The organism is Pacificoceanicola algae (assembly GCF_049341065.1).
Taxonomy (GTDB): domain Bacteria; phylum Pseudomonadota; class Alphaproteobacteria; order Rhodobacterales; family Rhodobacteraceae; genus Pacificoceanicola.
This window is the reverse complement of the sequence record NZ_JBMPIX010000003.1, coordinates 360226-386004: the sequence shown is the minus strand read 5'-3', so window position 1 is coordinate 386004 and position 25779 is coordinate 360226. Positions and strand designations below refer to the sequence as shown.

The 25779-nt window shown below is 62.6% G+C and carries 18 protein-coding genes; all 18 read right to left on the bottom strand.

Going from position 1 to position 25779, the window contains the following annotated elements; translation table 11 throughout:
• Window positions 1–429 precede the first annotated feature (429 nt).
• Complete coding sequence (locus ACOYQJ_RS06745) at window positions 430–4131, bottom strand: DUF6519 domain-containing protein (protein ID WP_422905240.1); 3702 nt, start codon at window positions 4129–4131, stop codon at window positions 430–432.
• Window positions 4128–6347 (bottom strand): hypothetical protein, encoded by a 2220-nt coding sequence (locus ACOYQJ_RS06740; RefSeq protein WP_422905239.1) that lies wholly within the window; start codon window positions 6345–6347, stop codon window positions 4128–4130. Before ACOYQJ_RS06740 ends, ACOYQJ_RS06745 begins: the two co-directional genes overlap by 4 nt.
• On the bottom strand, window positions 6340–9375 hold the full coding sequence (locus ACOYQJ_RS06735; RefSeq protein WP_422905238.1) for a putative baseplate assembly protein: 3036 nt from the start codon (window positions 9373–9375) through the stop codon (window positions 6340–6342). The genes ACOYQJ_RS06740 and ACOYQJ_RS06735 overlap by 8 nt, the downstream gene beginning before the upstream one ends.
• Window position 9376: 1 nt before the next feature.
• Window positions 9377–11887 carry a baseplate J/gp47 family protein gene (locus tag ACOYQJ_RS06730; RefSeq protein WP_422905237.1) on the bottom strand — a complete coding sequence of 837 codons (2511 nt, stop codon included), beginning with the start codon at window positions 11885–11887 and terminating at the stop codon, window positions 9377–9379.
• Window positions 11884–12243 carry a GPW/gp25 family protein gene (locus ACOYQJ_RS06725; RefSeq protein WP_422905236.1) on the bottom strand — a complete coding sequence of 120 codons (360 nt, stop codon included), beginning with the start codon at window positions 12241–12243 and terminating at the stop codon, window positions 11884–11886. The genes ACOYQJ_RS06730 and ACOYQJ_RS06725 overlap by 4 nt, the downstream gene beginning before the upstream one ends.
• Window positions 12240–12575 carry a hypothetical protein gene (locus tag ACOYQJ_RS06720; RefSeq protein ID WP_422905235.1) on the bottom strand — a complete coding sequence of 112 codons (336 nt, stop codon included), beginning with the start codon at window positions 12573–12575 and terminating at the stop codon, window positions 12240–12242. Before ACOYQJ_RS06720 ends, ACOYQJ_RS06725 begins: the two co-directional genes overlap by 4 nt.
• Complete coding sequence (locus ACOYQJ_RS06715) at window positions 12572–13090, bottom strand: phage baseplate assembly protein V (protein WP_422905234.1); 519 nt, start codon at window positions 13088–13090, stop codon at window positions 12572–12574. The genes ACOYQJ_RS06720 and ACOYQJ_RS06715 overlap by 4 nt, the downstream gene beginning before the upstream one ends.
• Window positions 13090–14256: a hypothetical protein gene (locus ACOYQJ_RS06710; protein WP_422905233.1), complete on the bottom strand. Its 1167-nt coding sequence runs from the start codon at window positions 14254–14256 to the stop codon at window positions 13090–13092. The genes ACOYQJ_RS06715 and ACOYQJ_RS06710 overlap by 1 nt, the downstream gene beginning before the upstream one ends.
• Window positions 14256–14555 (bottom strand): hypothetical protein, encoded by a 300-nt coding sequence (locus tag ACOYQJ_RS06705; RefSeq protein ID WP_422905232.1) that lies wholly within the window; start codon window positions 14553–14555, stop codon window positions 14256–14258. Before ACOYQJ_RS06705 ends, ACOYQJ_RS06710 begins: the two co-directional genes overlap by 1 nt.
• A gap of 11 nt (window positions 14556–14566) precedes the next feature.
• Window positions 14567–15202, bottom strand: coding sequence for a hypothetical protein (locus ACOYQJ_RS06700; protein WP_422905231.1), 636 nt, complete (start codon window positions 15200–15202; stop codon window positions 14567–14569).
• A gap of 81 nt (window positions 15203–15283) precedes the next feature.
• On the bottom strand, window positions 15284–18706 hold the full coding sequence (locus tag ACOYQJ_RS06695; protein ID WP_422905230.1) for an eCIS core domain-containing protein: 3423 nt from the start codon (window positions 18704–18706) through the stop codon (window positions 15284–15286).
• Window positions 18703–18969, bottom strand: a complete 267-nt coding sequence (locus tag ACOYQJ_RS06690; protein ID WP_422905229.1) for a hypothetical protein — start codon at window positions 18967–18969, stop codon at window positions 18703–18705. Before ACOYQJ_RS06690 ends, ACOYQJ_RS06695 begins: the two co-directional genes overlap by 4 nt.
• Window positions 18969–20822, bottom strand: coding sequence for an ATP-binding protein (locus ACOYQJ_RS06685; RefSeq protein WP_422905228.1), 1854 nt, complete (start codon window positions 20820–20822; stop codon window positions 18969–18971). The genes ACOYQJ_RS06690 and ACOYQJ_RS06685 overlap by 1 nt, the downstream gene beginning before the upstream one ends.
• Window positions 20819–22054, bottom strand: a complete 1236-nt coding sequence (locus ACOYQJ_RS06680; protein WP_422905227.1) for a Pvc16 family protein — start codon at window positions 22052–22054, stop codon at window positions 20819–20821. Before ACOYQJ_RS06680 ends, ACOYQJ_RS06685 begins: the two co-directional genes overlap by 4 nt.
• Window positions 22051–22920, bottom strand: a complete 870-nt coding sequence (locus tag ACOYQJ_RS06675) for a hypothetical protein (RefSeq protein ID WP_422905226.1) — start codon at window positions 22918–22920, stop codon at window positions 22051–22053. The genes ACOYQJ_RS06680 and ACOYQJ_RS06675 overlap by 4 nt, the downstream gene beginning before the upstream one ends.
• On the bottom strand, window positions 22917–23630 hold the full coding sequence (locus ACOYQJ_RS06670; protein WP_422905225.1) for a hypothetical protein: 714 nt from the start codon (window positions 23628–23630) through the stop codon (window positions 22917–22919). Before ACOYQJ_RS06670 ends, ACOYQJ_RS06675 begins: the two co-directional genes overlap by 4 nt.
• 3 nt (window positions 23631–23633) lie before the next feature.
• A complete protein-coding gene (locus ACOYQJ_RS06665; RefSeq protein WP_422905224.1) occupies window positions 23634–24164 on the bottom strand; it encodes a phage tail protein in 531 nt (176 codons plus the stop codon).
• 12 nt (window positions 24165–24176) lie between these two features.
• Window positions 24177–25772: a phage tail sheath family protein gene (locus ACOYQJ_RS06660; RefSeq protein WP_422905223.1), complete on the bottom strand. Its 1596-nt coding sequence runs from the start codon at window positions 25770–25772 to the stop codon at window positions 24177–24179.
• Window positions 25773–25779: the final 7 nt, after the last annotated feature.

Below are 25779 nucleotides of genomic sequence, written 5' to 3'. Positions count from 1 at the left end.
GCTCTCCAATACACGGACCAAGCCGTTCTTTAAGTTCATCAATGCGGTAAGAACGCTAAGCGGTTGGTTTGGCTCTGTCTAGCATCGGCTTTGGGACAATGACCGCTTTTCATGGCTCAATGGGTCATATGAACCTGAAAAATCGGTTCTTCAGAGAATATACAATCCATCTGACATAGTTTTATTTACATAATACTGATTATAAGACTTAAGGTGGAGGCTGTCTGGCTACAGCCCACAATGTCGCGCTATGGATCATAACCCCTTGCCCAGAAATGCGGGAAGCGAGCCGGTTGCTCCGCCTCGCTTCGCTATTCTCAAGGGGACTCGAACCCGTGCGGCACCAAACAAACATTTGCCGAAATTTGAGGCTTTTAGGATATCACAGCTCATCCATCCTCCAAAGGAAATTCATCCCTTGGGTTGCGCCTATCGCAGGAAAAGCCCGTTTTCGCGCGCTTTGAGGTTCTGGCTGGGCGTAACCTTATGCGCCACGGTTCCTTTGGGCCCGTTGATGATGTTTTCTGCAAAGATCCATACGCCCTTGGGCTCGGTCTCGGGGGCGCTGTGGTTCAGCCGCAAGCCCATGGTCGCCATGGCGATACGATTGCGAGAAACGTTGATCTGTTCTCCGATAAATCCCCAAATTCTAATCCCTTGCGAGAAATACTTCGTGTAGTTTGGACGGCTCGACAACGCCATGTCATTGTCGAGAATTCGCACTGACAAGGCGTTTCCGACAAGCAGCCCAAATCCTGCGTAGGCTTCTGCGCTTTGCGCCATCAGTTCCATCCGGTTGCGCTCGATCTGGATCGAGCGGGCCGAATAGGTTTTGTCATCGTCGCCGCTGGTGGCCACCCGGGCGCCGATCTGACAATCACGGATGACATTGCCGTGGATGGCCACGTTATCCAGCCTGCGTCCACCGCAGATGATCCCCTGAAACGCCATGTTGACCCGGTTGACGCGAAAGCGATCCAACCAGGCCTTGACCGATCCAAAGGGCGCGCGCGCCGCCTCGTCGGTCAGCAGGCGTTCGGCCAGTTGCATTGTGACCGCCAGCAATTCCTGAGAGTTGACCACCTTGGTCGCCAACTGACTGCGCGCCAGGGCCGTGTTCCAATCGCGTTGCGAAAACGGGGAATCAAAGGCGATCAGCTGGCCATTGGCCTCAAGCACGGTGTTGCGCTTGTCGCGCCCGCCGTCGTCGAACCGGTAGGCTCTGGGCTCGCTCGTGACGATCAGGCTCCGCCGCACCTTGGGGTCTTTGAGCAAATCGGCATTGCCGCCAAGGCTTTCGCGCAGTTTGGCAAAGCTGCGCTTGAACGCTTCGAATTGCTCTGCGTTTTCAACAACTTCCTTGATACGTTCCTGAGCGTACCTGTCAAAGGTCGCAAGCGATCGCATTTGCACCTTGCTGGGCGGCGTCTTGGCCACAGCCTCGTCCCACAGATCCTGCGGCAGAGGACTTGTGAACCCGACGCGCCATTGGCCGGACCGGATCATCTTGTCCGGGCTATCAACCTGTATCTTGCCCAGAACCGGCCGCGCCACGAGGCTTTGCACGGTTTTGACAACCCATTTGCGATCACCAAGGAAGGCGTCGATCGGAAGTTTGCTCGATCCGCCGGGTTTCGCGCGGATCTGGTTGTCTGCGATGTCCACGTCGATGGCGTCGGTGACAAGGATCGCCTCTTGCATATTGCCAACGGTCAGGGTGTTGCCCCGGATGCTGACCGAGCGGGCCGCCTGACTGCCAACCGCCCTGCCCTGAACCCGCAGACAGCTGCGCTGGGTCGAGGTTCCACCGCCACAACTGAGCGTGCATCCTTCGACTGTGACGGTTTCGCACTGTTGGAAATCCAGCGTGCCGTGGCGGTTTTTCTTGACCGCTGCGGCTGTGTTGGCTGCCGGGGTCGAAACGGTCAGCCCGTGAACGGTGACGGATTTGCATTGAATGAATTCAAGGGCCGATTCCGAGCGGTCGATCATGATATTCGCGATCCCGGGCCCGCCACTGTGCAAGGTGAGCTGCCCCAGCCCGGTCATTTTCACCGGCCGCGCGAGGCTGTAGTTTCCGGGGGTGAAACAGATGCTGGCGTTGCTGCCCGGTTTCAAATTCTCCAGCACTTTTTCCCAACCCGGCCCGGGCGTGATGAAATGCGTTGAACAGCCGATTTGCTGCAATCCGGCGAGCCGTTCAATCGCCTCCTGAACCGTATTGGCCCCGGCAAGTGCATTGATCGAACCGGGGTCAAAGCTTGTGTGGTCGGCGGTCGACAGCGTGGCGGTGAAAAAGATCGGGGCATGGGTCGCGGCGCCTGCGGCATTGATCCGGTGCGCGGTGACGACCTGCCGGAAAGTCCCGGCGTCCAGCGACCACGACACGCCCGCCAATCCCTGCGCGTTGGTACGCACCTCCATGGTCTTTTGGCCGTTCTGGAACCGACCATCGCCGGCAGTGATCGCAAAGCGGATCAATTCGCCTTCGACGGGGGCATGGCCGCGGGTGGCAGAGACCGTCAGGTTAGACGGCAGAGCCACCCGTGTCGCGGGCGACAAGGGGTCTGGCATCGCCTCTTGCCCGTCACCGCCAACATAGTTGAATTTCAATGCGTTGACGGCGCTGGGGAAAATCGGGCGGCAATCCTCGGCCAAGGTCCAGCCCGCGTTTGACTTGGTCAGCCGGGCTAGCGCGGCATAGTCGCGGCGCGGCCCTTCGGGCGGTTGCAGCGCGGGCTCATTGCTGTCCTCGTGGACCGGCCATTCCACGTCACCCGTCACCGAGCGCGCCGGAATGGTCCAGTAATCGCCTTCCTGAAAACGCCCTTTGGCGAAATTGACCTGCACGCCATTGTCCAGATCCTGCCAGACATCGGGATCGATCTTTTGCGGTATACCGCCTTCCCAGCGCGTCGCGATGGCGGCACGCGGCAGGGCGTCGATATCAGGGGCGCCGCCATTGGTCAGCGGGTCAAGCGTCACGGGGTCAAGCACCTGATCCAGCGTGACGCGCCCGCCCTGCACTTCTGACACATGGGCGAAAAAGCCCGGCTCTTCGGCAAGGATCATGTCCTGATCGCGGATCTCGATCCAGTTTTCCGCGGCAAGTGCGCTTTGTTCGTCGCGACCAGTGTTTTCAAAGATCAGGACTGTTCCGTCGATGCTGCCATAGCGAAACCGGTGGATGGCGTTTTCACGTGACCACTTGAAGCGCTGCGCGGCGCCGTTGTGGATTTCGACGCGGTACAGCAGGTTCAGCAGACTGCGATAACCTGCTGCTGGCGGCAACCGGCAAGGCCCTGCGTCCTGCGCCGATACCTCGGCGCGCGCGCGCAGCTTTCCCGGTGCACGGCGCCCCAGAACCGGATCAATACCGCCTGCCATGGCTGTGCAGGTCAGCGCGTCGTCCGTCAACCCACGCGAGTTCAGCAAGGACCGGCGATATAGCTGCACCTGCCAGATGGTGCGGTCCCGCGTGGCCGTATCCGGCCCGTCAAAGGCAACCTCGCGCAGCGAAGGCTCGTCCAGCGCCGTGCAGGGCATTTCCGTTGATTTCAGAAAGGCGAAATAGGTGTCGTTGGCGGCGGGCTGTTTCCATTTTGGCGCATAGGGCTGGCGTTCAAAGGTCACCTGCGCGAAGACTTCGGTGGTGTTGTCCGGCAGCGCTGGATCGGCCTTGAATGTCAGGGTGCCATCGCCCTCCTCGGCAAAGGAGCCAAGCCGGGAAAACGGCGCCTCTCCTTCGGCACTCAACGATACCACCGCGCCGTCGCTCAGCACCTCGGGGCCGGCAAAGGTCCATTTACGGGCCGCGCCATTGCCGGAATGCTTCTTGATCATCAGGGGCTTGGGCGCGGCATTTTCGTGCCGCACACCTTCGACATAGCCGGTGCCCGCCCCGATGATCAGCGCGCCGATCGTATTGTCCGGCGTCAGGCCAAAGCCCGGATGATCCTGCGGAAACCCGGCGTGGCCGATCAGGTCGGCGGCGCTGGCGCGTTCCGCGCTGCGCAGGATGTCACCCTGTTCGTTCCAATCCGCATCGGTAAAAAGCCGCCCCTGCTGCATCCGGACAAGGCTGAAATCAGACTTTCCGTCAAAGCTGTTCTTGGAATAGTCGCCGCTCATGGCATATCTCCCACGTCTATAAAGATCAGGCCGGAAGCCAGCCCGAAAGGAGCAAACTCTGCGATTGCATCAATGATATTGGCCCGGCGTGCAGGCTCGCGATTGGCAAAGCCCACGCCCATTTCCATCCCGTCCTCGGCGCCCTCGAGAATTTCGGGCGGAGTGATCATGCGCAGGCGGCCAAAGCCCTGATCCTGAAACCGGGTGGACACAAAAACCGGGCGCATGGTCGCTGGATCGCCTTCTTCGGGGCGGCAGCGATAGCGCCGGGGCAAGGCCGAGCCGCGCGGCGCAAAGCAAAACCGCACGCATCCCCGTTGCCGATGTTCCAGAGCGATCTGCCCCAGAAGAATACTGTTCTCGGCCTCGATGCTGCGTAGGGAGGCGTGGCCCAAAAGCGTGCTGCCCGAGATGTCGGCGTCCATCCGCCCTGCCTTCAGCACCGGAGCCGCGGGCAATTGGCCGTCGGCTGTCCGGTCCTCGCCGATGATCGAGCGGGAAATCGACAATGCGCCGGTCATCTCGCCCAGAGCGATCGGCCCTGCGATGGTGCGATGCAGGGTCACGCTGGCCGAAAGGTTGCCCGCAGCGCAGGTGATCGCGGGATCAAGCCGGTCGCCCTGCGCGCCAAGGGTGCAATTGTAGACGCCCAGATGGTGCAGATCACCAGTTGGCGACAGCGCGACCGGCTGCTGGATCACCAACCCGTCAAGGATCAGCGTGCCACCGGTTTCCTGTCCGGACTCTGCGGCCTCGACGATGATTTCGCCCTTGATCAGCGGGCGGCGGTGGATCGGGAAAACCTCGCCGGGGGTGCGTTGTGACTGGCCTCCGCCGGTATCCACCTTGGCCCATGCGGCGGCGGTGATGGCCAGTTTGGCGCCTTGCGGCAGCGCGATCGTGCGGTCCTCGCCGGGGGCCTGATCATAGGTGGCATTGTCCATCACCACGATGATGCCGCGCGCGCCCGGCGTGGCCTGCGCGTTCCACGCCTCGATCGCCGCGCTGAGGGTGCCAACAACCGGGCCGCCCTGCGTAGGCTCATCGGTGATCTGCCCCGCGATTTGCGTCACGCCAATGGTCCAGGGCGGGTCTTGCTTGTCAGCGGTAAAGGCATCGCTCCAGCGGGCCATGCTTTCGCGCCGGTCATAAGCGCCGCCGCCGATATCGAAACTGGAGGCGGTGGCGTATCCCAGTTCAATCGTTTTGCCCGCGTCATCGTCATGCAAGGACAGACGGCCAAGAACCGGATCGACCAGAACATTGCCAGCGGTCTTGGGGCGGCGGTACTCCCCTGCCCCGCTTTTGCTCAGATCGCAGCCAAAGATCTTTGCTGGCGCGACCTCGGCCCCGTCCAGTCTGATCCGGAACGGCGGAGAGGTTTCGAACCAGCCATCCTTGGACAGGCCGACATCGCGCGCCGCATCCAGCGCTTCGCCCAACTCGGCCCGTTCGATGGCAGCCGGGACGGTGCGCGGCGTCATGCGCGCGGCGACGGACAGATCCGCCGCGGGGCGGTTCAACAACGGCAGATCGCGCCCCAAGGGGTCAAAGCGGAACAACCCCGCCTCGGCTGCGCGATGAAACGGCATGGCCCCCCCGATATAGCCAGCGCCATCCTCGACAGGCCAGATCGGCTGGGCCGTCTGGCGCCAGATGAACAGACCCAGATGCGGAATGTTGTACCGCCCAGCCCAGCCTTCAGGCGCGCCCGCCGCGGCGCTATGGGCCATGGTGGAAAACGGCGCGCGGCTGTGGCGCACGCGGCCGGAATTGCGAATGTCGGGAAACACCACCGCCTGCGCCCGCGTGTGGTTCATATGCTGGCTGGTGGCGAGGCGCTGAAAGAATTCCACCGCGACAACCGCCCAGCCAGAGACATCGCGCGCCACCTGTTCGACCACCGCAGCGGTGCCTTTGGCCTGTCGGTATTGCAGCACATTGGCGATATAGGCACGCAGCAACCCGGCCTGTTCCTCGCCGATGTCGCGCATCGGGCGCGCGCCGACCAGATCGGCGATATAGGGCAGCACCCAAGGCTCGCAGGTCTCGATAAACCAATTGTCGTATAGCTGGTCCAGATCCTGTTCGATGATCTTCAGCTCATCGCCGAGCAGCCCCATGAGCGCCTGAAGCGGATCGCCCACCTCGGCGTCGCGGATGCGGAAATGCCCCGGCAGGCGCGCGAACAGATCGGCTGGGGAACGGTTATGCATCGCTGGCCTCCCTCGTGGTGAGAATGATCGCCGATGGCAGAACGGTCAAAAGCTCGGCCGGAGAAAACCCCTGCCCCGCGCCGCTTTGCCCTGGGCCGCGCGCCGACTGAACAGCCAGAACAGCTTCCGGCGTGGCCTCTCCGGTGGGCATGCTGGCGCCGTCAAGAAGCACCGCCAGACTGTCCAGATCGGCCGAGACCACGCCCGCCACATCGTGCAGCGCGGCGATCACCTCGGCGGCGCTGACCGGCTGGGCCAGATCGCGGCTGTCATAGCCAAAGCTGGTCTCAAGGTGCAGGCGGGCGGCATTTTCGACGTCCGCGAGCAGATAGGCCGGATCAATATCGAGCCGCGCAGTCAGAGTGAACAGACGGCGTGTATAGGGCTGGATCACCACCGGGCGCGCCGGATCACGAACCTTTTCGACCGCCTCTTTCAAATTGGTGATCAGCGTATCGCTTTCGCTGAGTTCGCTGTCGTTTTCCGGGGCAACGGTCAGATGCACGACCTTGTCCTGCAAAGACCAAAGCTGCCGGACCTGCGCCTTGCCGATCCCGGCAAAGTTCAAGGCAAAGTCCTGATAATCGGTCAGCGAGACGATCCTGCCCAGCGTCTTGACCGCCGCCGGAGCGTTGACGCGTGCGTTTTCAAGGGTTTCAGGATCGCCTGACCCGGTAGCAGGCGATGGATTGACCACCGATTTGATGCCCAGCGGCCGGGTCTTGAGCTGGCTGATCGCTTCGGCCCCGACCTCGCCGCTGATACCCAGCCCGCTGCGATAGCTGGCAGTCACGTTCAGCTCACCTGTGGGCAGGCGTCGCCCGGTGCGCCCATCGCCAAAGCGGACATGGCTCTTGCCGTCATTGCTTTGGCGCAGCTCATAAACCGCATCCTCTGGCCCCGCCTGCCCCAGCGCCGGGATCTCGCTCCACAAGATGCCGTCAACGCGGATCTCCAGCGTCGAGGCCCGCCCCGAGGCATTGACCGCCGAGACATAGGTCAGGGGCGGTTTGGACAGGGTGAAGGTCTGGAAACTCAGACGCGCATCGCCCGAGCCGAGATCTTCTTGCACGCGCTCGCCGTGGCTTGCCGCGGCGACGTTGGCGTTGATGCGCACGGTTGTGCGGTCATAGCGATAGGCCGTTTCGCCCTCGAAAAGCAGCCTTGTGACACCGTCCACATGCTGGATCTCCCGGATGATCTGGGTTTCGCGCCCGTTGATCCCCTCGGCGTCCAGCCGGGCACCGAAAATCGAGACAGGGCGCCCGCGTTCCAGATCGAGATAAAGCCCGTCCAATTCGACCGAGGTGCTCGCCTGCTCCAGTTCCTTCGACAGCGGCACACCGGACTGTGGCAGGTGCTGACTGACTGCGAACAGCTGCGCGCCGCGAAAACGGAAGTTGTTGTAGATGGTCGCATCGCTGCTGTCGCCAAGCTCCAATTCCTTTCCCGCAGCGGTTTCAAAGCCAAGGCCCATGGCCTTTCCGGTGATGGCATAGTCAGCCCGCGATTCAGCGGCGGCATGGGTGACGCGCAACCCCAGTGTGTCGCCCTTCGGGCTTTCCAGAATGGCCCAGCCACCGGGCTGGATTTCCTTGATCTCGCGCTCAAGATAGGCCTGCGCCTCGCCGGAATAGAGGTTCTGCAAACCGTCCATCCAGATCGTGTTGGTGCCCAGAACATTGTCCCAATTCTTGTTCTTGTACGGGCCTTTCGAGCCTTCGCCATAGTCCAGCGTATCCCAAAGCGGCGCGGTATTTCCAAAGAACCCGGCACTGTCGCGCATCGCGAAAAAGCCAAGGTCCGTGTCGTCCTTGGGCTGCTTGGGAAACAGCAGAACAGCAAGCAGCGTCATCACCTTGGTGCGCTGCCAGTTTTGCGATTGCACCAGCGCCGACAGCCCGTCTCCCGTCCAGCTTTTGCCGCGCACCGTGGTTTGCAGCTGGGCGGTGTCCAGCGGCACCTTTTTGTCCGGCATGATCCCCGGCAGCAAAAAGGCGAAGGTAAAGAACGGCGATTTGCGCACCTTTTCGGGCGGTTTGCCATTCTTGGTCAGAACCACGCGCGTCAGACCAAAGGGCCGGTCTTCTTCGGCCGAAACGACGCGCAAAGGCAGGGCTGTGACTTCCCCTGTGCCCTGCCCGACAGCCAGCACGCGGGTGCCGGGTTTGAGGTTCAGACCAAGCCCGGTCAGGCAGATTTCGTCCACCGGCAAGGCGTAGATTGCCGGGGAGATCTGGTCATTTGTCTGGCTGTCGGCGATACGATCCGCCAGCGCGTCCGCCAGATCAATGCGCCGCGACAAAGGGTGATAGCCCGTCAGATCGGCGCCTTCTTCCAAGGTCAGAAGATCCGGATCGACCAGCGTATTGGGGCCGAAACTGCCATCAAGATCAAACAGATAAAGCGTGCCGTTGCGGGCATCCTCGGGATCGTCCGGATTGGTGTAAAGCACAAGGTTCTGGGGGCGCTCCGTGCGCGCATGGATGGCGTTCCATTCCGCCCGCGCGGTGATTTCTTCCAGCGTTTCGAAAATCTGCGGCAGCTCGTCCTTTTTCGCGGGGATCGACATGGCCTGCACGCCGGGGGCTACGGCCACGGTGCGATACGGGTCATCCGCATCCTCGACGTGAAAGGCCAGATGGGTCGAGGCGGCGACGCCGGGCGACAGTTCATAGCCGATCATTCGCGCCAGTTCGAGAACGCTGCGTCGCTGGGTAGCGGTGGCGAAATAGCCTTCGTTGGCCACACGCTCCGAGTAGAACGACAGCACATCGGCGGCCATGGCCCAGGCATCGATCAGGCTGATCGTCGGATCGTCCAGATCGCGGGTGCGCAGCGCGGTCAGAGGATAGCTCGCAGGGTCCCCGGGACCCTTCTGACGCGGAATGTTCCACGTCATCCGGTCAAAGCTTTGACCGTGCCGCGTGATGCGATTGGCGATCTGATCCAGACCGGGGCGGTTGTCAGGGCGCTTGGGGTCGTGGTCGGTCACGCCGCAGGGTGACGGGCTGCCTTTGTCGGCCATATCAGCGCCCTCCTTCGGTGACAAAGCGGATGCGGCCCATCTCGGGGCGGCTGGGATCGTTGTCGAGCCGCGCAATTTCACCCGCAGCGATGGGGATCGCAGCGGCATCGCCATAGTCGACCCTGGGCTGGTCCATGCGGGCAAACCGCCCGACGATTTCGCCCGCTTCGTTGCGCAGGCTGATCCAGCCGACGCCCGGGACGCGCATCGCCCGCGCGATCAATGGTGACAGCGCTACATCGCCGCCAAAGCTCAGCAGATCAGGGTGGAACAGCCCAAGCTGGCCATTGGCCAAGGGGCGATCGGAAAACAACTGAAGCAGATCAGCGGTGACATCGGCGGCGTAATGATCGGGCTGCGCGCAGACGAAAAAGATCAGGTCCAGCGGCACGAAGACCGGCGAGACGATATTGAGATCATGGCCCGCCAGACGGTGGCTTTCGATAAAACCGCGCAGGTCGTCCTCAAAGCTTTGATCCACCTTGCCGCCGCCAACCAGATCCACGGCCAGCGTGATCGTATACCAACTGCCGGTCCATGTCCGACGGCCATAGGCGCGGGCGACCCAAGGATGACGCGCGGCAACTTCTTCGTAATCCTCAACGGTGACGGCGCGCTTGAGCGTACGGAAGGCTTGCGGCGCCGCGATCTGCACCGACTGGCGGCTTTCCATCGCGGTGCCGCCGACGGCTGGCAAGGGGTTGCTGACCGCCTTGATTGCATCACCATTCGCCGTCACCACATGGGCAATCGCCTCGGCGCCAATGTTGCCGCGCGGGCCGCCGCCGTGACGGATTCGGGCGGTAAAGTCCTCGGTGCTTGGCGCCCGGCCCAGAACCCCGTCGCCAAAGCGTACATAGGCCGCGCCATCCGCCGTCCCCGGCTCAACCGCGACATGGGCGGCAAAGCGGTCGGAGGCCAGAAGGTCGGGCACCGTTTCCCAAGACTCGCCCTCGCCCGCCAAGGCCACGGCCGCGACGGCGGGCGCCGGATCAAGCAACGCGGTGCTGGCGCCCGCCATGCGGGCGTTTTCGGGATGGAACGGCGCCGCGCGGACAACGCTTGCGGCATCCAGCCGATAGCGTTTCGCCGCGCCCGGGCCGTCATCGGGCAAGAGCCCGTTTTTGTCTTCGCCGCCCGAGGCATATTCGTCTTCGCCCGCTGCTCCGCCCTTGAGGGCATAATCGACGGTGCGACCTTCGTCTGCCAAAAGGATATTGCCCCGCGCGACCGCGCGCGGCAGGCCATCCACCTCCCCCAATGGCAGGGCAAAATGCAACGCGTCGGCGCCGTACCAGGTGATCTCGGTCAGAACCAGATCAAAGACCGGGTCTTTGAGTTCGACCGGATCAGTGGACAGGCGCACCAATTGCCGATGCGTCGGATCGGGCGGGTCATCCTGCGATCCACCAAAGGGAATGCGCTCTTCAAGGATCAGCAAATCGCCTTTGGACAGGCCAAGATCGCCGGGGGCCTTGCGCAGATGCGCCTGCGTGGAGCCAATGGGCAGACAACATCCTTCGTCGCCCCAATCATGCAGGGCAACACCGTTGAGCGCGTGGTTCAGGGTGGGCAAATCCTCCATCGCCTCAAAGATCATGGCGCCGCGCGCCAGCAAGTCTTCGAAGAGCCCGGGATCGCGGGGAAGGACCACGGGCTGCGGTGGCCCGGGTTGCGTTGGTGCTGTCAGAAAGCGGGTGCCTCGGGCAATCGCCGGAACCGGCGCAACGACACCTTCATGCGCGGACACGGCCACCGCACAGCGGGCATTGCGGCCTTCATTCGGACGATAGCCCAGCAAGCGCGCGTGACGCACCAGAGATTGCCGGAACCGGGTCTTTTCAAAGAACGCCTCGGTGCCGATGGCGTCCTGCATCCAGCTGACCTTGTCGGCTGCATCGGCCAGCAGTTCTACCAGCGTCACCCCCAGATCCGCCGGGTTACGCTCAGACCAGCCGGGCATGGTGGTGGACATCCGGTCCAGCATCAACTGCCGGAAGCCGGACCATTCGCGGGTCAGATAGTCGATAGGCGGACCGGCCGGGCGCGGCGGCGTAGGCGGATCGGGCTGCTTGCAGTCAAAATCCGAGGGGCATTCCACCTTGAAGCCAAAGGTGATGCAGGACAGCCGCCGATCCATGTTGGCCACCGGCTCATCAAGGTTTTCGGGGGCGTGAATGTGCAGGTCGTAGTCAGAAAAATCTCCGGCCCAGTTCAGGGTCAGGCGCAGGGTCCTTGCCTCGGCGGTCGGATCAACCGAATTCACGCGGATACCGGTGATCCGCGTGCCCCCAAGGATCGAGAAATTTTCCTTGGTCAAAGCGGCGACACCATCGACCTTGAGAAAGGTGACATCAATCAGCCTTTGGCGGAAATCGTCCGGGGCCTCGCGGTCAATCACCTCGACAAAGTCGATGCCGTTCAGTTGCAGCCCGTCGCCCATGTCGGCGTCACTTTCGGTGACCCGCTGGCGGCGCAGGGACGTGCCGCAATAGATCCGCTCGCAACTCATGGTGTGCCCTCCACCACCAGTCGCCGCTCCAGAGGATCGCCGATCAGCGCATAGGCCACATGCACGCGCAGAATGCTTTCGACCGCTTCGGTGCGGACCTGCCGGATTTCAATCACATCGGCCAGCCATTGCTGCAACCCGGCCTGCACCATGTGCTGCGCCGCAGCCGCGATTTCCGGCGCGTTTTCGGAAAACAGCAGTTCATGCATCCCGGCGCCAAATTCCGGGCGGTTGATCCGCGACCCTTTGGGGGTAAAGAGGATCTGTTCGACCATATCGCGGATCTGGCCTTCGCGGTCCGTGCTGGCGGTGCGGCCCGTCGGGGCAATACGATAGGGAAAGGAAAACGCGCTCATGTCGCCAGCACCTTAGTCTGGGGGCTGGACCAGATCACCGGGCCGTTGGTGATCTGATCGCCGGATTTGCACATGTCCGATGGGTTGAGCAGCAGCACCGGTTTGCCGCCGGTCTGCACCTTTGAGGCCGCCTTGGTCAGCTCTGCGGTCACGCAGGGCTGCGGTTTGCCGTTGGGCAACGTGAAGGGGCAGCCAGACACCATGCCCTTGTCGCCCTGAACCGCCGCAGGGGTGCCCGCGACCAACAGCTTGGACCCGCCCGCCATGATCGTCGCGGGGATGGAATGCGGACAGGTGATGACGGTGCCCTGTGTCACGATGGGGGTTGTCATGGCAGCACCTTCAGGTTTCCGTCGTTCACAGTGACGCCTGTGGCGTCGATCTTGACGCTGCTGCCCGAAAAGCTGAGCGACATGGCCGAGGCATCCGCCGAAAGGACCGCATCCCCGGTGGCCGTGGTGACCGAGATCGTCAGTTCGCCCAGTCCGGGCAGATCGTTGATCTCGACACGAAAGCCATCGCCGACCCATGCTTTGACATTCTGCTGCGTCGGGCCCATGGGAACCGGAGCATCCCCGGCATCCCAGAAGCCGCCGGAATAGACCGGATAGTCCGGCTCACCGCGCTCGAACTCGACCCAGACATTGCCACCGACGGGCGGGATGGCATAAAGCCCAACCCCCGGTCCGGCGCCGGGAAAACAGGGCATGGCCCAGGCCATCGTGCCATCACCCAGAACATCCGCGACGCTGACCTTGACGCGGCCCAGCCCCAGCGGATCAAGATTGTCCTCGACCTTGCCGCGGTACTTGCCAAAGAACTTTTCGCACCCGTCGACGACAATCATCAGGCCACCTCCGGTGTCACAAGCGGCACCATGGGGTAGACCCCGTCGCCGTGCAGGACAAAGGTTTGCCGATAGTCGCCGGGGCGCAGCAGATGGCGGACCTCGGCCACAACGTAAATGCCGTTATAGACCATCCCCAACCCGCGGATCTGTACCCAGCGATAGGGTTTCAGCACCGCGTTGTAGCGGGTGTTGTCAATCGTGCCGCTAACCTTGACGGTCGCCTCGGCGCTGTCGTTGACCAAAGCCATCAGCCGCGCCATCACCTGCGCCACGTTCATGCCGCTGGTGGCAATGCGCTTTTCGCGTATCTCCGAGGTCAGCGACTGGCTGTCCGGCATGGCCGAATTCGGCAGTGTCGTCGCGGTTGGCATCTGCAGTTCCGTCACCTGCCCCGTGGCGCTGTCCTGCACCTTGGCCCGGGCGGCGGTAAACCGGGCGCCGTTGTGGTTGACCTGAACGTCAAACGCATCGGACATCGGCCCCAGATTGACCGAGATCGGCTTTTGCGGCGCGCCGGGCAGCGGCACCGGGCCGAAATAGAGGATACTGCCGCCAGGCGCTGGACCCGGATCGATAAAGACCTTGTAGCCGTGCCGCTTGGCCATCTTTTTCAGATAGCCCAGATCGGTACAGCATTGTTGTGGCGTGCGCTGGACGGCGATCGGCGGGTCGATCACGGTGGGCGGGATGACGGTGGGAATGATGCCGTATTGCGCATACTGCCCGGCGATCTTGAGCGCGATGGCGGTTTCATCCTGCATCGGATGCTCTTCGCGCTTGTCCTCCAGGTTCATCAGCCAGGTCAGATCGTGCCCCAGCAGGATATAGCGGCCCTCATTGTTCTCGGTTCCTGGCAGGTATTGGGTTTCGGTCACGATGCCATCGAAGATCGGCGTTGGCTTGATCCCATTCCAGACCGTCAGCACGGCCCGCGCGCCTTTCTGGAACCTCGGGTCTTCGACAAAGGGCGGCCCCCAAAGACCCAGTGGCCCCTCGCGTCCGGCGGCCAGCACCAGTTTGAACCCCGAGGGGCGCAGCGTGGACTGGCGCACTTCGATCTCGAGGATCGCCTCCATGGCGTTCAGCGGCGCGGGCGCGATCACCGGCCCCTTGCCCAGCATCAACGAGGCGCGAATGCCCAGAATGTTGCCGAATCCCGCCATCAGGTGCCGCCTGTCCCGGGCGATGGGATGACCAGAGGCGCGCCAACCGTCTGCGTCAGCTGATCTGGGTGCGCGGCGCTGTTGCCATTGGCCAGTATCCACCACGCCGTCGCCTGCCCATAAGCGCGGGCGGCGATGGTATCGGGGCGGTCGCTGTCAGACACATAATGGGTTTGCGCCGCGCTGTGATCCTGCGGATGCGGCAAGATCGGCGGAACGACAAAGCCTTGCTCGGACCCGTCCGGGGTGGTCAGCTTGTCCTGCGTCGCTGCCGCGTATCGGCTGTTCTGGTCGATCATCGCAAAACTCCCTAAAAGGCTTCGATCACGTTGTTGACGCTGGCCACCGTGGCAAGGGTTTCCTTGACCACCTGATGGGTCAGGAAGGCCCAGTACCCCGGGTTCAGCATCGACAGATCATTGTAGGTCAGCACCCGCATCGAGAGCGAAACATCGGCGCGGATCGGGTTGAGATAGGTGTCATGGGCGGTCTCGGTGATTGACAGGCTTTCGATCTTGACCGGGACCACCTTTTGCACGCCGTAGATGAAAAGGGTCATCGGTGCGGCGGGCGGCACAACCTCCATGGTGCCCGCCAGCATGAGCGCCTGATTGATCGCCACATTGATCGACTTGGGGTAGACCAGCATTTCGATCGCCGCCAGATAGCCGCCGATGCCGCCACCAAGCGGGCCATTCTTGCCCTCTTCCATCTGGTCGATCAGATCCATTTGCAGGTTTGCGCTGATCGATTCCGAGGGCGGTCCGGCCAGCCGCATGGGCTCGGCCTTGCCGCCGCCACCAGCCTGACTGTAATTCGGCGTGATCGAGCGGGAAAGCTGCTCGGGGTTGTACTGAAAGATCGCCACGGAAGAGATCGGGTTGAACAGATCAACGCCGACAATCGCGCCTTTCATAAGCGGAGGAGATCCGGGGAAATTGGTCATTTCATGACGTCCAACCCATTGACTTCAATCGACATAAGTTCAGTTCCATTTTTCTCGGCAGTCCCTTTCCCGGGGAAAACCCTATTGATCCTCGTAGGTGACCCAAAATTTTCCGGCCGTTCCGGTTTCGATCTTGAGCACGTAGATCGTCCCATTGAACCTGTTCACGACAGTGCCGTCTGGCTTCATTTCGATGAACTCGACCTGGACCGGATTTATGGGATCATCACGCCCATAGTCCCCGACCTGCCACTCTTTGCCATCGGCGCGTACCACGGCAAACGTATTGGCGTTGCTGTCTTTTTTCTCTTCTTTATCACTCTCTGGCTGGCTTGGCGGGCCGCCTTTGCCCTGATCTTTCTTGGTTTCATCCTCACCGGGGAGTTTGCCGGTTTTCTCGCCGGAGGTGCCCTTGCCCTTACCTTTCCCCTTGCCGCCTTCCTTCGGCTTCTTGAACTTCCATTTCTCGCCCGTTTCAGCGGCCTTTCGCACGCTTTCCACCGCTTCTGGCAGCGATGTCTCGGCGCCGTCGGTGCGGGCCTGCGCGGCCAGTTCGCTCATCTTGCTTGCGCCGGTTTCTTCGGCCCAATCCAGAAGCGTCTCCATCGCCTCCCAGTCGACCTGGGTATCCTGCTTGACCCGGGCGAATTTCATCAGCCGTTCCAGCGCCTGCTGCTTGGGTTCGGGCAGGTCTTCCCAGCGTTCCCAGAACGCCTGCGCCTCGGGGCTGGGTTCGGGGCTGTTCCCCAGCCCGCCGCCCTCTTCACAGATCGTTTCATTCGGCGGCATGGCGACGGTCGGCGCTTCGGTGCCGCAGCCCTCGAGGAAGCCTTTGACCGGTTCGGGGAACAATCCGCCGCCGTTGACAAGAATGGCTTTGCTCAACTCGTTCGAGGTGTTGCCGATGAAATTCTTGACGATGTCGATCTTGAGGATCTTGGGCGTGATCTTTTTCATGAACCAGCAGGTCTGAATGATCTTGCCCGCCGCCCATTCGATGGCTGAGCGGGCCAGTCCCCAAAGGCAGCCCACAACCGGCGGCGATGCGCAGGCCAGCGCCTGAATCCCCCATTTCACGACCTTGTAGGCGGTCAGGATCGGCCCAGCGCGTTTGGTCAGGGTTTCAAGCTGTTGGCGCGCCTCATCGACTTTCTTGCCGTAAGGTCCAAACAGGCTTTCGCTGAGGCTGTTCAATCCGCCATTGATAAAGTCCTTGACCGGTCCGACGGTGCTTTGTTCGAACTCTTCAAAGCGGTTCTTGACCTCACCCAATGTCCCCTTGCTAAAGAAATCGTCAAGGAAGCTGTCCAGACATTTCGACAGCCGTGTATTGAGCGCCATCATGGTCCCGGCCACCACCTGCCGACCGATCAGCAGCAATACCTTGAGCGCGACCTTGATCAAGGCCCCCAGAATACCGCCGCCCTTTAGCTTGTTCTTGGGGGTGGCGTTGCGATTGAACTTGGCTTTGATCTTTTCATAGGCCTTGGAAATCTTGATGAAGGTGCCACCAAGCAACCTGCGCCCGCGCGACATGATCGGCGCAAAGGGGGCCGTCATCAGCCGCAGATCGCGGTATTTCTTCAGGTGCTTGCCCGCGGGCGTCGCATTGATCTTGCTTGCGATACCCTTGCGTTTGTCCGATGGCAGGTTCGAGTCGATCTCGGCCATGTAATAGTTGGTGACAACGGCATCGCTATCGGGCTCTTTAAAGCGCTTTTTCAGGCCCTTATGCGCCTTGTTCCACTTCTTTTCGCGTTCCTTGTCAAAGCTGTTCTTGATCGGTTTGACGTTGCCTGACCGTTTCGGCGACACCGTTGCGGCACCCGGGGTGGCGGCAGGCAAGGCGGGAATATCAACCGGCTTGTTGTATTTCAGGCTGTCGATCATCGCGCTGCTGACCGGGAACAACTGGGTCAGCGATTTCGAAGGCGGGCCGGTCAGCGGAGCGGTGGTCGGCTCCCACCAATAGTAATAGACGCCATTCCCGTCCTTGCCCGCTTTCAGCTTTCCTTTGACCTCGGTCGGGGGGGTATGGACCAGTGTGCCGATGCGGAATGTGCCGTCGTCGTCCTTGAACCCGCCAAAGTCATAGATCGCCAGTTTCTTTTCACCGGCAAGGGCCGAGACATCCTGCGGGTCCGGCGTTTTCGCATTGATCCAGCCATAGTTGATGTCGGGCCAAGCCCAGGTGATTGGGTCTTCGCCGACATGTTGGCCTTCGACGTATTTGTTTGACAAACGCCGGGTTTCATTGATCCCGGTCTTGTATCCGTCAAGCTGCTTGTGGCCCTTTTTCAGCTGGCTCGCCGGTTTCAGGTCCGCCAAGTCAATCTTGACCGGGGCCTCGGTCAGGCCGATCAGCTCTTTGGCTTTGCCGTAAAGCCGGGGGCGCGCCATGGTCGAATGGCGATAGCTGCTGTTGTTGCTTTGCCCGGCGGAAAAGCTCAGGTCGCGCGGATCATTGGCGCGGCGGAAATTCACGCCGATGGCCCGGAAATTCCCCCCCACATCGGTGCCGCGATACAGGTCAGCCCGGCCGCGTTTGGCTTGTTTGCCGCGCGCGCGGGTCTTGGACAGCGGTATGGAGACTTCGGTAAACACCGACGGGTCAACCTGCTGGATGGCGGGCAAAAAGTTCTTGTGAACAAACTCGCCCGAGTTCTTTTTGCCAAGCGCCCCGCTGCCTGCAAAATCTACCGCATCCCAATATGGCGCATAGCCGAACACCTTGACGACGGGCTTGCGGCGCAGGCTGTCGTCTTCATCGCGCTTGGCCAGCACCGCGCTACCCGCGCCCAGCGGCCCCGGCGCGGTCTGCTGCAAGACATGCGCCAGTTCATGCGCCATGGTGGGCGTTGGCCCGGCGCTTTCGTGGCGGCTGAGCCAGATGTGGTTCTTGTAGGTAAAGGCGCGCGCAGAAATCGAGGCATTCAAGGCATCCGCCGCCGCGCCGCTGTGCAGCCGCACGCCCGACAGATCCCGGCCCATACGCGCCTCGAAAAACTGGCGGGTCGAACTGGGCAAGGATGCCCCGCCCGAAGTCAGCTGAAAGGCCGAGGCGCCGATGCTTTCGCCGCCAGCCGTGTTGGCCCGCATCCGGACCTTTTCCTCGTCGTCCTCGGTCGCCTGTTTCTGCGGGTCGGCACGGCGGCGCACCAGATCGTCCGAGCTGGAACAGGCCGCGCAAGCCCGTTGAACAACAGGCCCCGCGCCGGTGGCGGGACCGGGGTGGCGCATGGCCATAACGCGATCCGCGATATCATCCGCCTCGCGTTCAAAGGGGTCATCGACCGGGCCAACCTCAAGCTTGGGGTGGACCATGGTGTGTTCGTCTTCGGCCTCGCAGGCGGCGCATTTGCGCTGGACCATCGGCACCGCAGCCAGAGAGGTCGAAAGACGCTGCGGCGCGTCCGCGACCGCTTGCGCGCTGACCTCGGCAACCGGAGCCGCTGGCGCGGGGGCCGCGACCGGCGGCTGGTGTGTGGCGACAGCGACGCTCATGGCTTGCCTGCCTTTGGCGCGCCAAGCGATGCGCCGATCCGAGCGCCAGCGGCCTGCCCCTGTTGTCGGGCCGTGCCGTTTTGCGGCAATTGAACACGCAATGTCGGCTGCCCTATGCCAGCGTTCAATAGCCCGGGGTTGGCCGCCAGATAGCTCGCCAGACCCGACTTCAGCCCCTCGGCCAGCGCATTGGCGTCTGCCGAGGTGCCGCCGCGCAGGCGAAGATTGGCGATGGTGACGCGTATCCGGGCGGGATCAGGCATCAGAACCACCCCCGCACTTCGGCGTCGGTCATGCTGCGCCCTTGCTTTTCATATTCCAGCCGCGCGGCGGCATGGATGTCCCGCAGTTCGACCTTTCCGCCGCGCTCGGCAGCTAGAAAAGCGGCCCCCAGCGCGATGTTACGGATCGCGCCGCCCGGAATGTTGAGCTGGGCCAGACGCGCCAGATCAAACGCCTCGCGCGGAACCGCGTCAGGAAAAGCCCGCTGCCAGATCGCCTTGCGTTCCTCGGTGCCGGGAAAGGGGAAATCCACGATCACGCGGAACCGCCGCAGGAAAGCTTCGTCGATATTGTCCCTCAGGTTGGTTGTCAGGATCGACAATCCGGAAAAGGATTCAATGCGTTGCAGAAGATAGCTCACCTCGATATTGGCGTGACGATCATGGCTGTCCTTGACCTCCGAGCGTTGTCCGAACAGCGCGTCGGCCTCGTCGAATTGCAGCAATACGCCGCCCTCTTCCGCCGCATCAAAGACCCGGCGCAGGTTCTTTTCCGTCTCGCCAATGTATTTCGAGACGATCGATGACAGATCGACCCGGTAGACATCCAGATCCAGCGCAGCGCCCAGAACCGCGCCCGCCATGGATTTGCCGGACCCCGATGGGCCATAGAACAAAGCCGCCAGTCCGGTGCCCATACCTTGCAGTTTTTGCGCGAACTGCCAGTCGTGCATGATGGTGTCGCGGTGGCGCATATGGGCGAGGATCATCGCCAGCGCGGCTTTCTGGCGCTCCGGCAAGACCAGATCATCCCACTCTGGGCAGGCGGTCACGCGTTGGGCCAGATCGTCCAGCCGGGGCCGCATCGCGCGGCGACAGGCCGCCCAGGCGGCGCGGGCCAGTTGATCAGGCCCGGCGCCAGGCATGGTGGCACGCAGTTCTGTTGCGATGGTCGCGACGGTTTCGGGCGGCGCGCCAAAAGTGCTCATCAATTGCGGCAACCCGGGCTGCATCGGTTCGGCCATCTCGCCCAGGGCGGCCTCCCAGATAGGGCGCTTTTGCGCGGGGGTCATGGCTGGCATCTCAAGGCGCATGGCGCGCCGCCGCCCGACCGGCAAAGCCTCGGCCGAGACGATGGCCAACGGGCCGGGATAGCTTTCGGCAAACAGCCGGGCGCTTTTGTCGTCGCTCAGCCCGTCATGGATCAGCGCCAGCCCAGCCCCGGCGAGACGCATATCGCGCCAAAGCTCGGACGTGAGGGCCATGATTTCCCCGGCGGTTGCGGGCAAAGTATGGCTGCCAAGGGCATAGGCGCGCCCGCCGGCGGCGTCGGCAAAGGCCTGCAGTTTGCCTTCGGTGTCCGGCCCGTTCAGATGCAGCGCATGATCGCCGGGAAGACCGATCCGCGGGGCGATGTCTTTGGCAAAGGCGGCGCGATGCGGGACAAGGCGTTCGGGCACCGTGATCGGCTCCAACAGACCGGCCGATACCTGCCCCAGAACCGCCCCGCCCAGCAACCGAAACAACACCGGTTCCTCAAGCGACAGACCCCGGGCAGGCAATGCGCCCTGCCCCGACATGGCAATCAGCCGGCTGCGGCGCAGCGGCGCATCCGCTGAAAGAGCCTGCCAATGGGCGCCGGGCAGATGCGACAGGGCCAGCCCGACGGTGACCATGGGGCTGCCGGTCAGACGGTCTGGGGCATCGGGTTCCAGCGTCGCATAGGCGCAGAGCAGCAGCAGGTTGCGGCCAAACAAATCCATGCCAAAGTCACGCGCCACCTCGCAGGCCTCGGTCCGGGGCGGATGGGCGGTGCGCTCGGCGCCATGATCCAGCCAGTGGCGTACCGTATCAAAGGACTCGGACAGCGGGATGATCGGATCGCAGAGGTTCATATCGCCGCCTCCGGTCCGTTGATCTGTTGCGTCGCCGGGTCCAGAGTCACCGGGCTGACCAACCCGTCGACATCTGCCCGCACCAGATAGGTGCCGCGCGGCAGATCCTTGAAGTCGAAATCGAGTTGGGCGGCGTCCGCTCCGTCCGGCACCGGAGCGCGCCCGGGCAAGGCAACTTGCCCGGGTTTGGCAGGATCGCGGGAATCCAGAAGCAGCCGCACCTCTTGATCCGATCCAACGACAGGTGAAAACGTCACCTTGATCGATCCGGTTGCCGTGTCGCCGCCCGGCGGCGCCGTGACCGCGCCGGGCACGATGCTGGGATGCAGGGCAAAGGCGATGGCGTTTGAACGATAGGCCAGATGCGCGGGTTGGTCCGGCGCGCCGGGCATCACCGCCTGCACCCGGTGCAAACCCGCCTTGGGGGCCGTCCCGCCAAAGCTGGCGGCGGTCAGTGGCAGGGTGATCCGTTCCGGCGATTGGGCAAACCCGCTAAGCGCGATGCCGTCAGCCTCAAGCCCCAGCCCGGTTTTGCCAAGTCCCTGCCCGTCGATCACCAGCGTTCCGCCCAGAACCGGCAGGCTTCCATCCGGCCCCGTCGCGCTGTCCAGTCGCAGGTTGGCCAGCGGCGCAACCCAATTGCGCACCATGGCGACAGGAAGCGACGGCGCCTGGTTGGTCTGTTCCTCGATCACCACATGGCTGACCTCGTAGACCAGCGAGATCGCGTAAGGCACCTGATAGAAGATCGACCAGATCTTGGAGAATTCATCGATATTATGCAGTTGCCGCGTCACCCGCAGCCGCGACAGCGCCTTGTCCAGATCGCTGCCGGCCAGCACGGCGGTATTGTCGATGGCCGCCTTGACGGTATTGGGGCCCAGACCCGGGCGTGTCTCCATCGAAAGCAGGACCTCGGACAGCATGCGCTCGGGCTCATAGGTGTCATGGCTGCCGTAGAAGGTCAGCACATAGTTGAGATCCAGCGCCAGCTGCGCCCGGGCAACCTGCCCTGCCTGAGAATTATGGGTGGGCAGATGGGCATTGACCAAAGCCGGGTTCGGCGCCACCCGGAACAGGTGCAGATTGACCAGCGGATTGGCGTCTTCTGCCAGTTTGGCCGAGGGTGTGCCGACGCGCACATTGGCGTTGTTGACCGCCGTGCTGGCCGCCTCCAATAGCCGCCGCGAAAAGGCGGCTGTCACTGTCGGAATGGCCAGCACATTGCTCATGAGCGCCCTCCGTCGAGAAACTCATCCAGCGAGATACCCGGCTGGCCTATGGGTTTTGCCGGTTGCGGGGCTGGTTGCGGCGGTGCGTCAAAGATCACCTCGACCGAGCCGATCTGCACGTCGATGACCGTCTGCGTGGCCTGCTTCGGGACAGAGGGTTGGGCCGCTGCCGGGGGCTGCGGCAAGATCGGTTTGGGAGGCGTATCTGTCTCAACCAAAGCGCGCGGCGTTTCGGGGGCTTGCGCCAGAGGCGAAGCGACGGGCGCGGGTTCGGACGCGCGGTCCATCATGGGCTGGTCGCGTTCTGGCGGTTTGGCAGGTTCCACCACGGGCGGTGCAAGAGGTATGGGATCTGTGGATTGCATCGCCGTTGGCGCAGGGTCGATGGCGGCCTGCAATGGCGCCGGTTGGCTGGGGGACGCCGGGTTGGTCATCTGGGAAGGCCCGGGCGCCTGACTGGCTGCCGTGGGCGCTGTGGCGCGCGGCGCGGCGCTGGGCGTTGCGGTCGGGGTGGTGGCGGCGGTGCCTTCAGCCGCGCGGCGCATCGCACGCGGCGCCGAAACCGAGGCAGCCAAAGTCGGAGCGGCGGTCGTCGGGGTGGCGGGCGCAGTGTGCAACGGATGAGAAGTTGGGCTTTGAGGCGCATGAACCGATGGCGTCGTCGGCGCCTCGGGCGTCAAAGGCGCGTGAGCGGGCGTATTTGATCTCTCACTGAGTCCACTGTTGCGTAGCGGAGCAACATCCGCCGAGGTGTCGAAAAAAGTCTCCTCCCCTTGGCTGTTCTCAAACGGCTGAGGTTGCCGGGGGCTGAGCGCGGGCAAGGCGCCAAGCCCTTTGGCGGCGATATGGTCGAGAAACCGGCTCATGCCAGCGCTTCTGAAAGGTAAAAGGCGCGGCGGGCTTCGGGCATTTCCAGAATATCACGCTCGGACCAATGAAAGATGCGGGCGATCTCGACCACGTCCCGCAGGATCCTTTGCGCCATCTGGCGAATCTCGTGCGCCACGAAAGCCACCGGATCAAAGGCGATGGCCTGTTCGCTGCCGCATTCCGCGCAGGTGCAAGACACCCAGATATCCGCCAAGGGATCGCGCGCCTCAAGCGCCGCGCTGAGCGCCGGGCCCAAGGCGATGCGTCCGCCGGTGACCTGCTCTGCCAGATGCGCAGCGGCGGCCTCGGGGGTGGGCAGTTGTTCGACTGCCTGAAGGTCCGCCAAGGTGACGGGGCGCAGCAGGACGGTCTTGCCGTCGATCTCGGTCTCTTGAAAGGCCGGGTCGGCGGTGGGCAAGTGGCCATAGCCAACCTGCTCGGCAGAAAAGCTCAGCTCGAAAATCGTATGGCAGTCCGGGCACTCGGGTTCAGCGCGAAAAGAGGCGCCGCGGTTGACCCCGCGCAGCGCCACCACCAGCTGATCACGGCTGCCTAAAGGCAGGGCGCATATGTCAGCGGGCTGGGCTTCGGGGTACCCAGCGCGCAACAAGGCGACGGACCAGGCCGCAGGCGACATCCGCGCCGCCGCTTCCGACAGGTCGATCAACGCTGACGCGCCGAGCCGTGACGGAGCTTCGAACATCATGCATCACTCCGCGAAATCAAGCTTGGGCTCTTTGGGCTCCGGATGTCCTTCGTCCAATTCCCAGCCTTCCAGTTCGATCTTGAGGGTCTGGATCGCCACCGCGCTGGTCGAGGCATCCAGATCCGGCAAGGCGGTGAATTCCGATGGCCAGCAGCGGTAAAGGTTATAGCTCAGCACCACCTGCCCCGCCTCGTTCATCAATTCGATGATCAGGTTGCGGCGAAAATCCTTGAGCGACACTTCGGCCCCGCGCCCGGCGCCAAAGTTCCACACCTTGCTGACCCAGTTCTGGAACTGCTTGTCATGGGTCACCCCGCGTTCCAGCGTGATCCCGTCAAATTCCGTCTGGCCGGGCGATTTGCGCGAGGTCGAAGGATCGCCGCCTTCGCGGTGTTTGACCACCTCGGTCGTGCGCTTGAGGGCCGAACACTTGCTGACCCCGGCCACCACATCGCCGCCGGGCTCGAACTTGATCAGGAATTTATAGGTCTTGTAGGGGTCAAAGCGGTCACTGTTGGTTTTGAACATCGGCATGTGAAAATCTCCTTAGCTCGCGCTGCGAATTTGCTGGATCGAGATCATGACGAACTCGGCCGGTTGCAGTGGGGCGAACCCGACAGAGATGTTCACAATGCCCCGGTTGATGTCGTCCTGCGTCGTGGTCTCGGCATCGCATTTGACGAAATAAGCCTCTTTCGGGCTGGCCCCTTGAAAGGCGCCTTGCAAAAACAGCCGCTGCATGAACGAACCGACCGAAAGCCGGATCTGTGCCCAGAGCGGTTCGTCGTTGCCCTCAAAAACCACCCATTGCGTGCCGCGGAACAGGCTTTCCTCGATGAACAGCGCCAGACGGCGGACCGAGACATATTTGTAGTCGTGTGACAACTGATCCGAGCCTTTCAGCGTGCGCGCGCCCCAGACCACCCGCCCGATGTTCGGGAAGGAGCGCAGGCAATTCACGCCAATCGGATTGAGCAGACCGTTTTCGTTGTCGGTCAGGTTGACCGTCAGCCCGTCGACGCCGGAAATTGTGGCGCCCAGCCCCGCAGGCGCCTTGAACACGCCCCGGTTCACATCCGTGCGCGCCATGACACCGGCAACCACGCCGCAGGGGGGAAAGGTGTCCACCTGCCCGCCGCGCAATCGGTCGCGTTTGCGCAGGCGCGGGAAATAAAGCGCGGCGTAATCGGCATAGGTCAGCGAGAGAACCTGGTCATCGGCGTTCAACTGGTCTGTCTTGACCTTGCTTGCCGCTTCTGCCGGGTTCTTGTCCCAGGCTTTGAGCGGATCGACGATCAAAAGCGCCCGTTCTTCGGAGCAAAGTTTGACTGCCGCTTCTCGCACGGATTTCAGCAAATCACCGTCGCGTTGATCCGGCGGGATGCACAGCAGGTTAAAGATATCTGCCTTGCGCAGGGCATGGATGCCGGTCTTCTTGTCGGGGTCACCAAGGTAGGTGGCCTCGCTCAGGGCGATCCCGTCGCTTCCGCCGTCCGCCTCGATCGGCGTATCCACGGCGGTTTTCGCCGGGCGGGCATTGTCAAACTGCGCAAGACCGTCGCCGTCGGGCGTAAAGCTGATCAGGCTCGATCCCTCTATCTGCCGGTCATACCGGATTTCCCCGGCGTCCTCTTTGACGGACAGGTTGCGATACACTTCCCGCGCATTGGTGGCGCTGTCGACAATCGTCAGATCGAACAGATCGTCTTCGCTGACGCCATAGCGTTGGGCCACGGCCTTGGCGCCTTCGGGGTCGCTGTCCTTGGGATAGGTGATTTCCGCCGTCAGGCTGTTGCCCCAACTGCCCGGACTTGCCGCGCGCACCTTGAGCGAGCCGTGATCGAACGCGGCATAGCCGTCGTTGTCCTCGGCTTCGGGCGTATACAACCGGACGATTTCACACTGGCCGCCGCCATTGGCAAAGAAATCTTCGACCGCGTAGCTGACCGTGCTGTTGATATCCAGCCCGCCAAAACGTCTGGTGAATTCGCCATAGTTGAAACAGGCGGTGGGCGCGTCCACCGGCCCTTTTTTCGTGCGCCCCACGAATGCCGCGATCGAGGTCGGAACGCCCGCCAGCGTCCGGACGCCGCTGTCGACTTCTTGCACGTAAACGCCGGGATAGGTTGGATTGATAGCCATTGGCAGC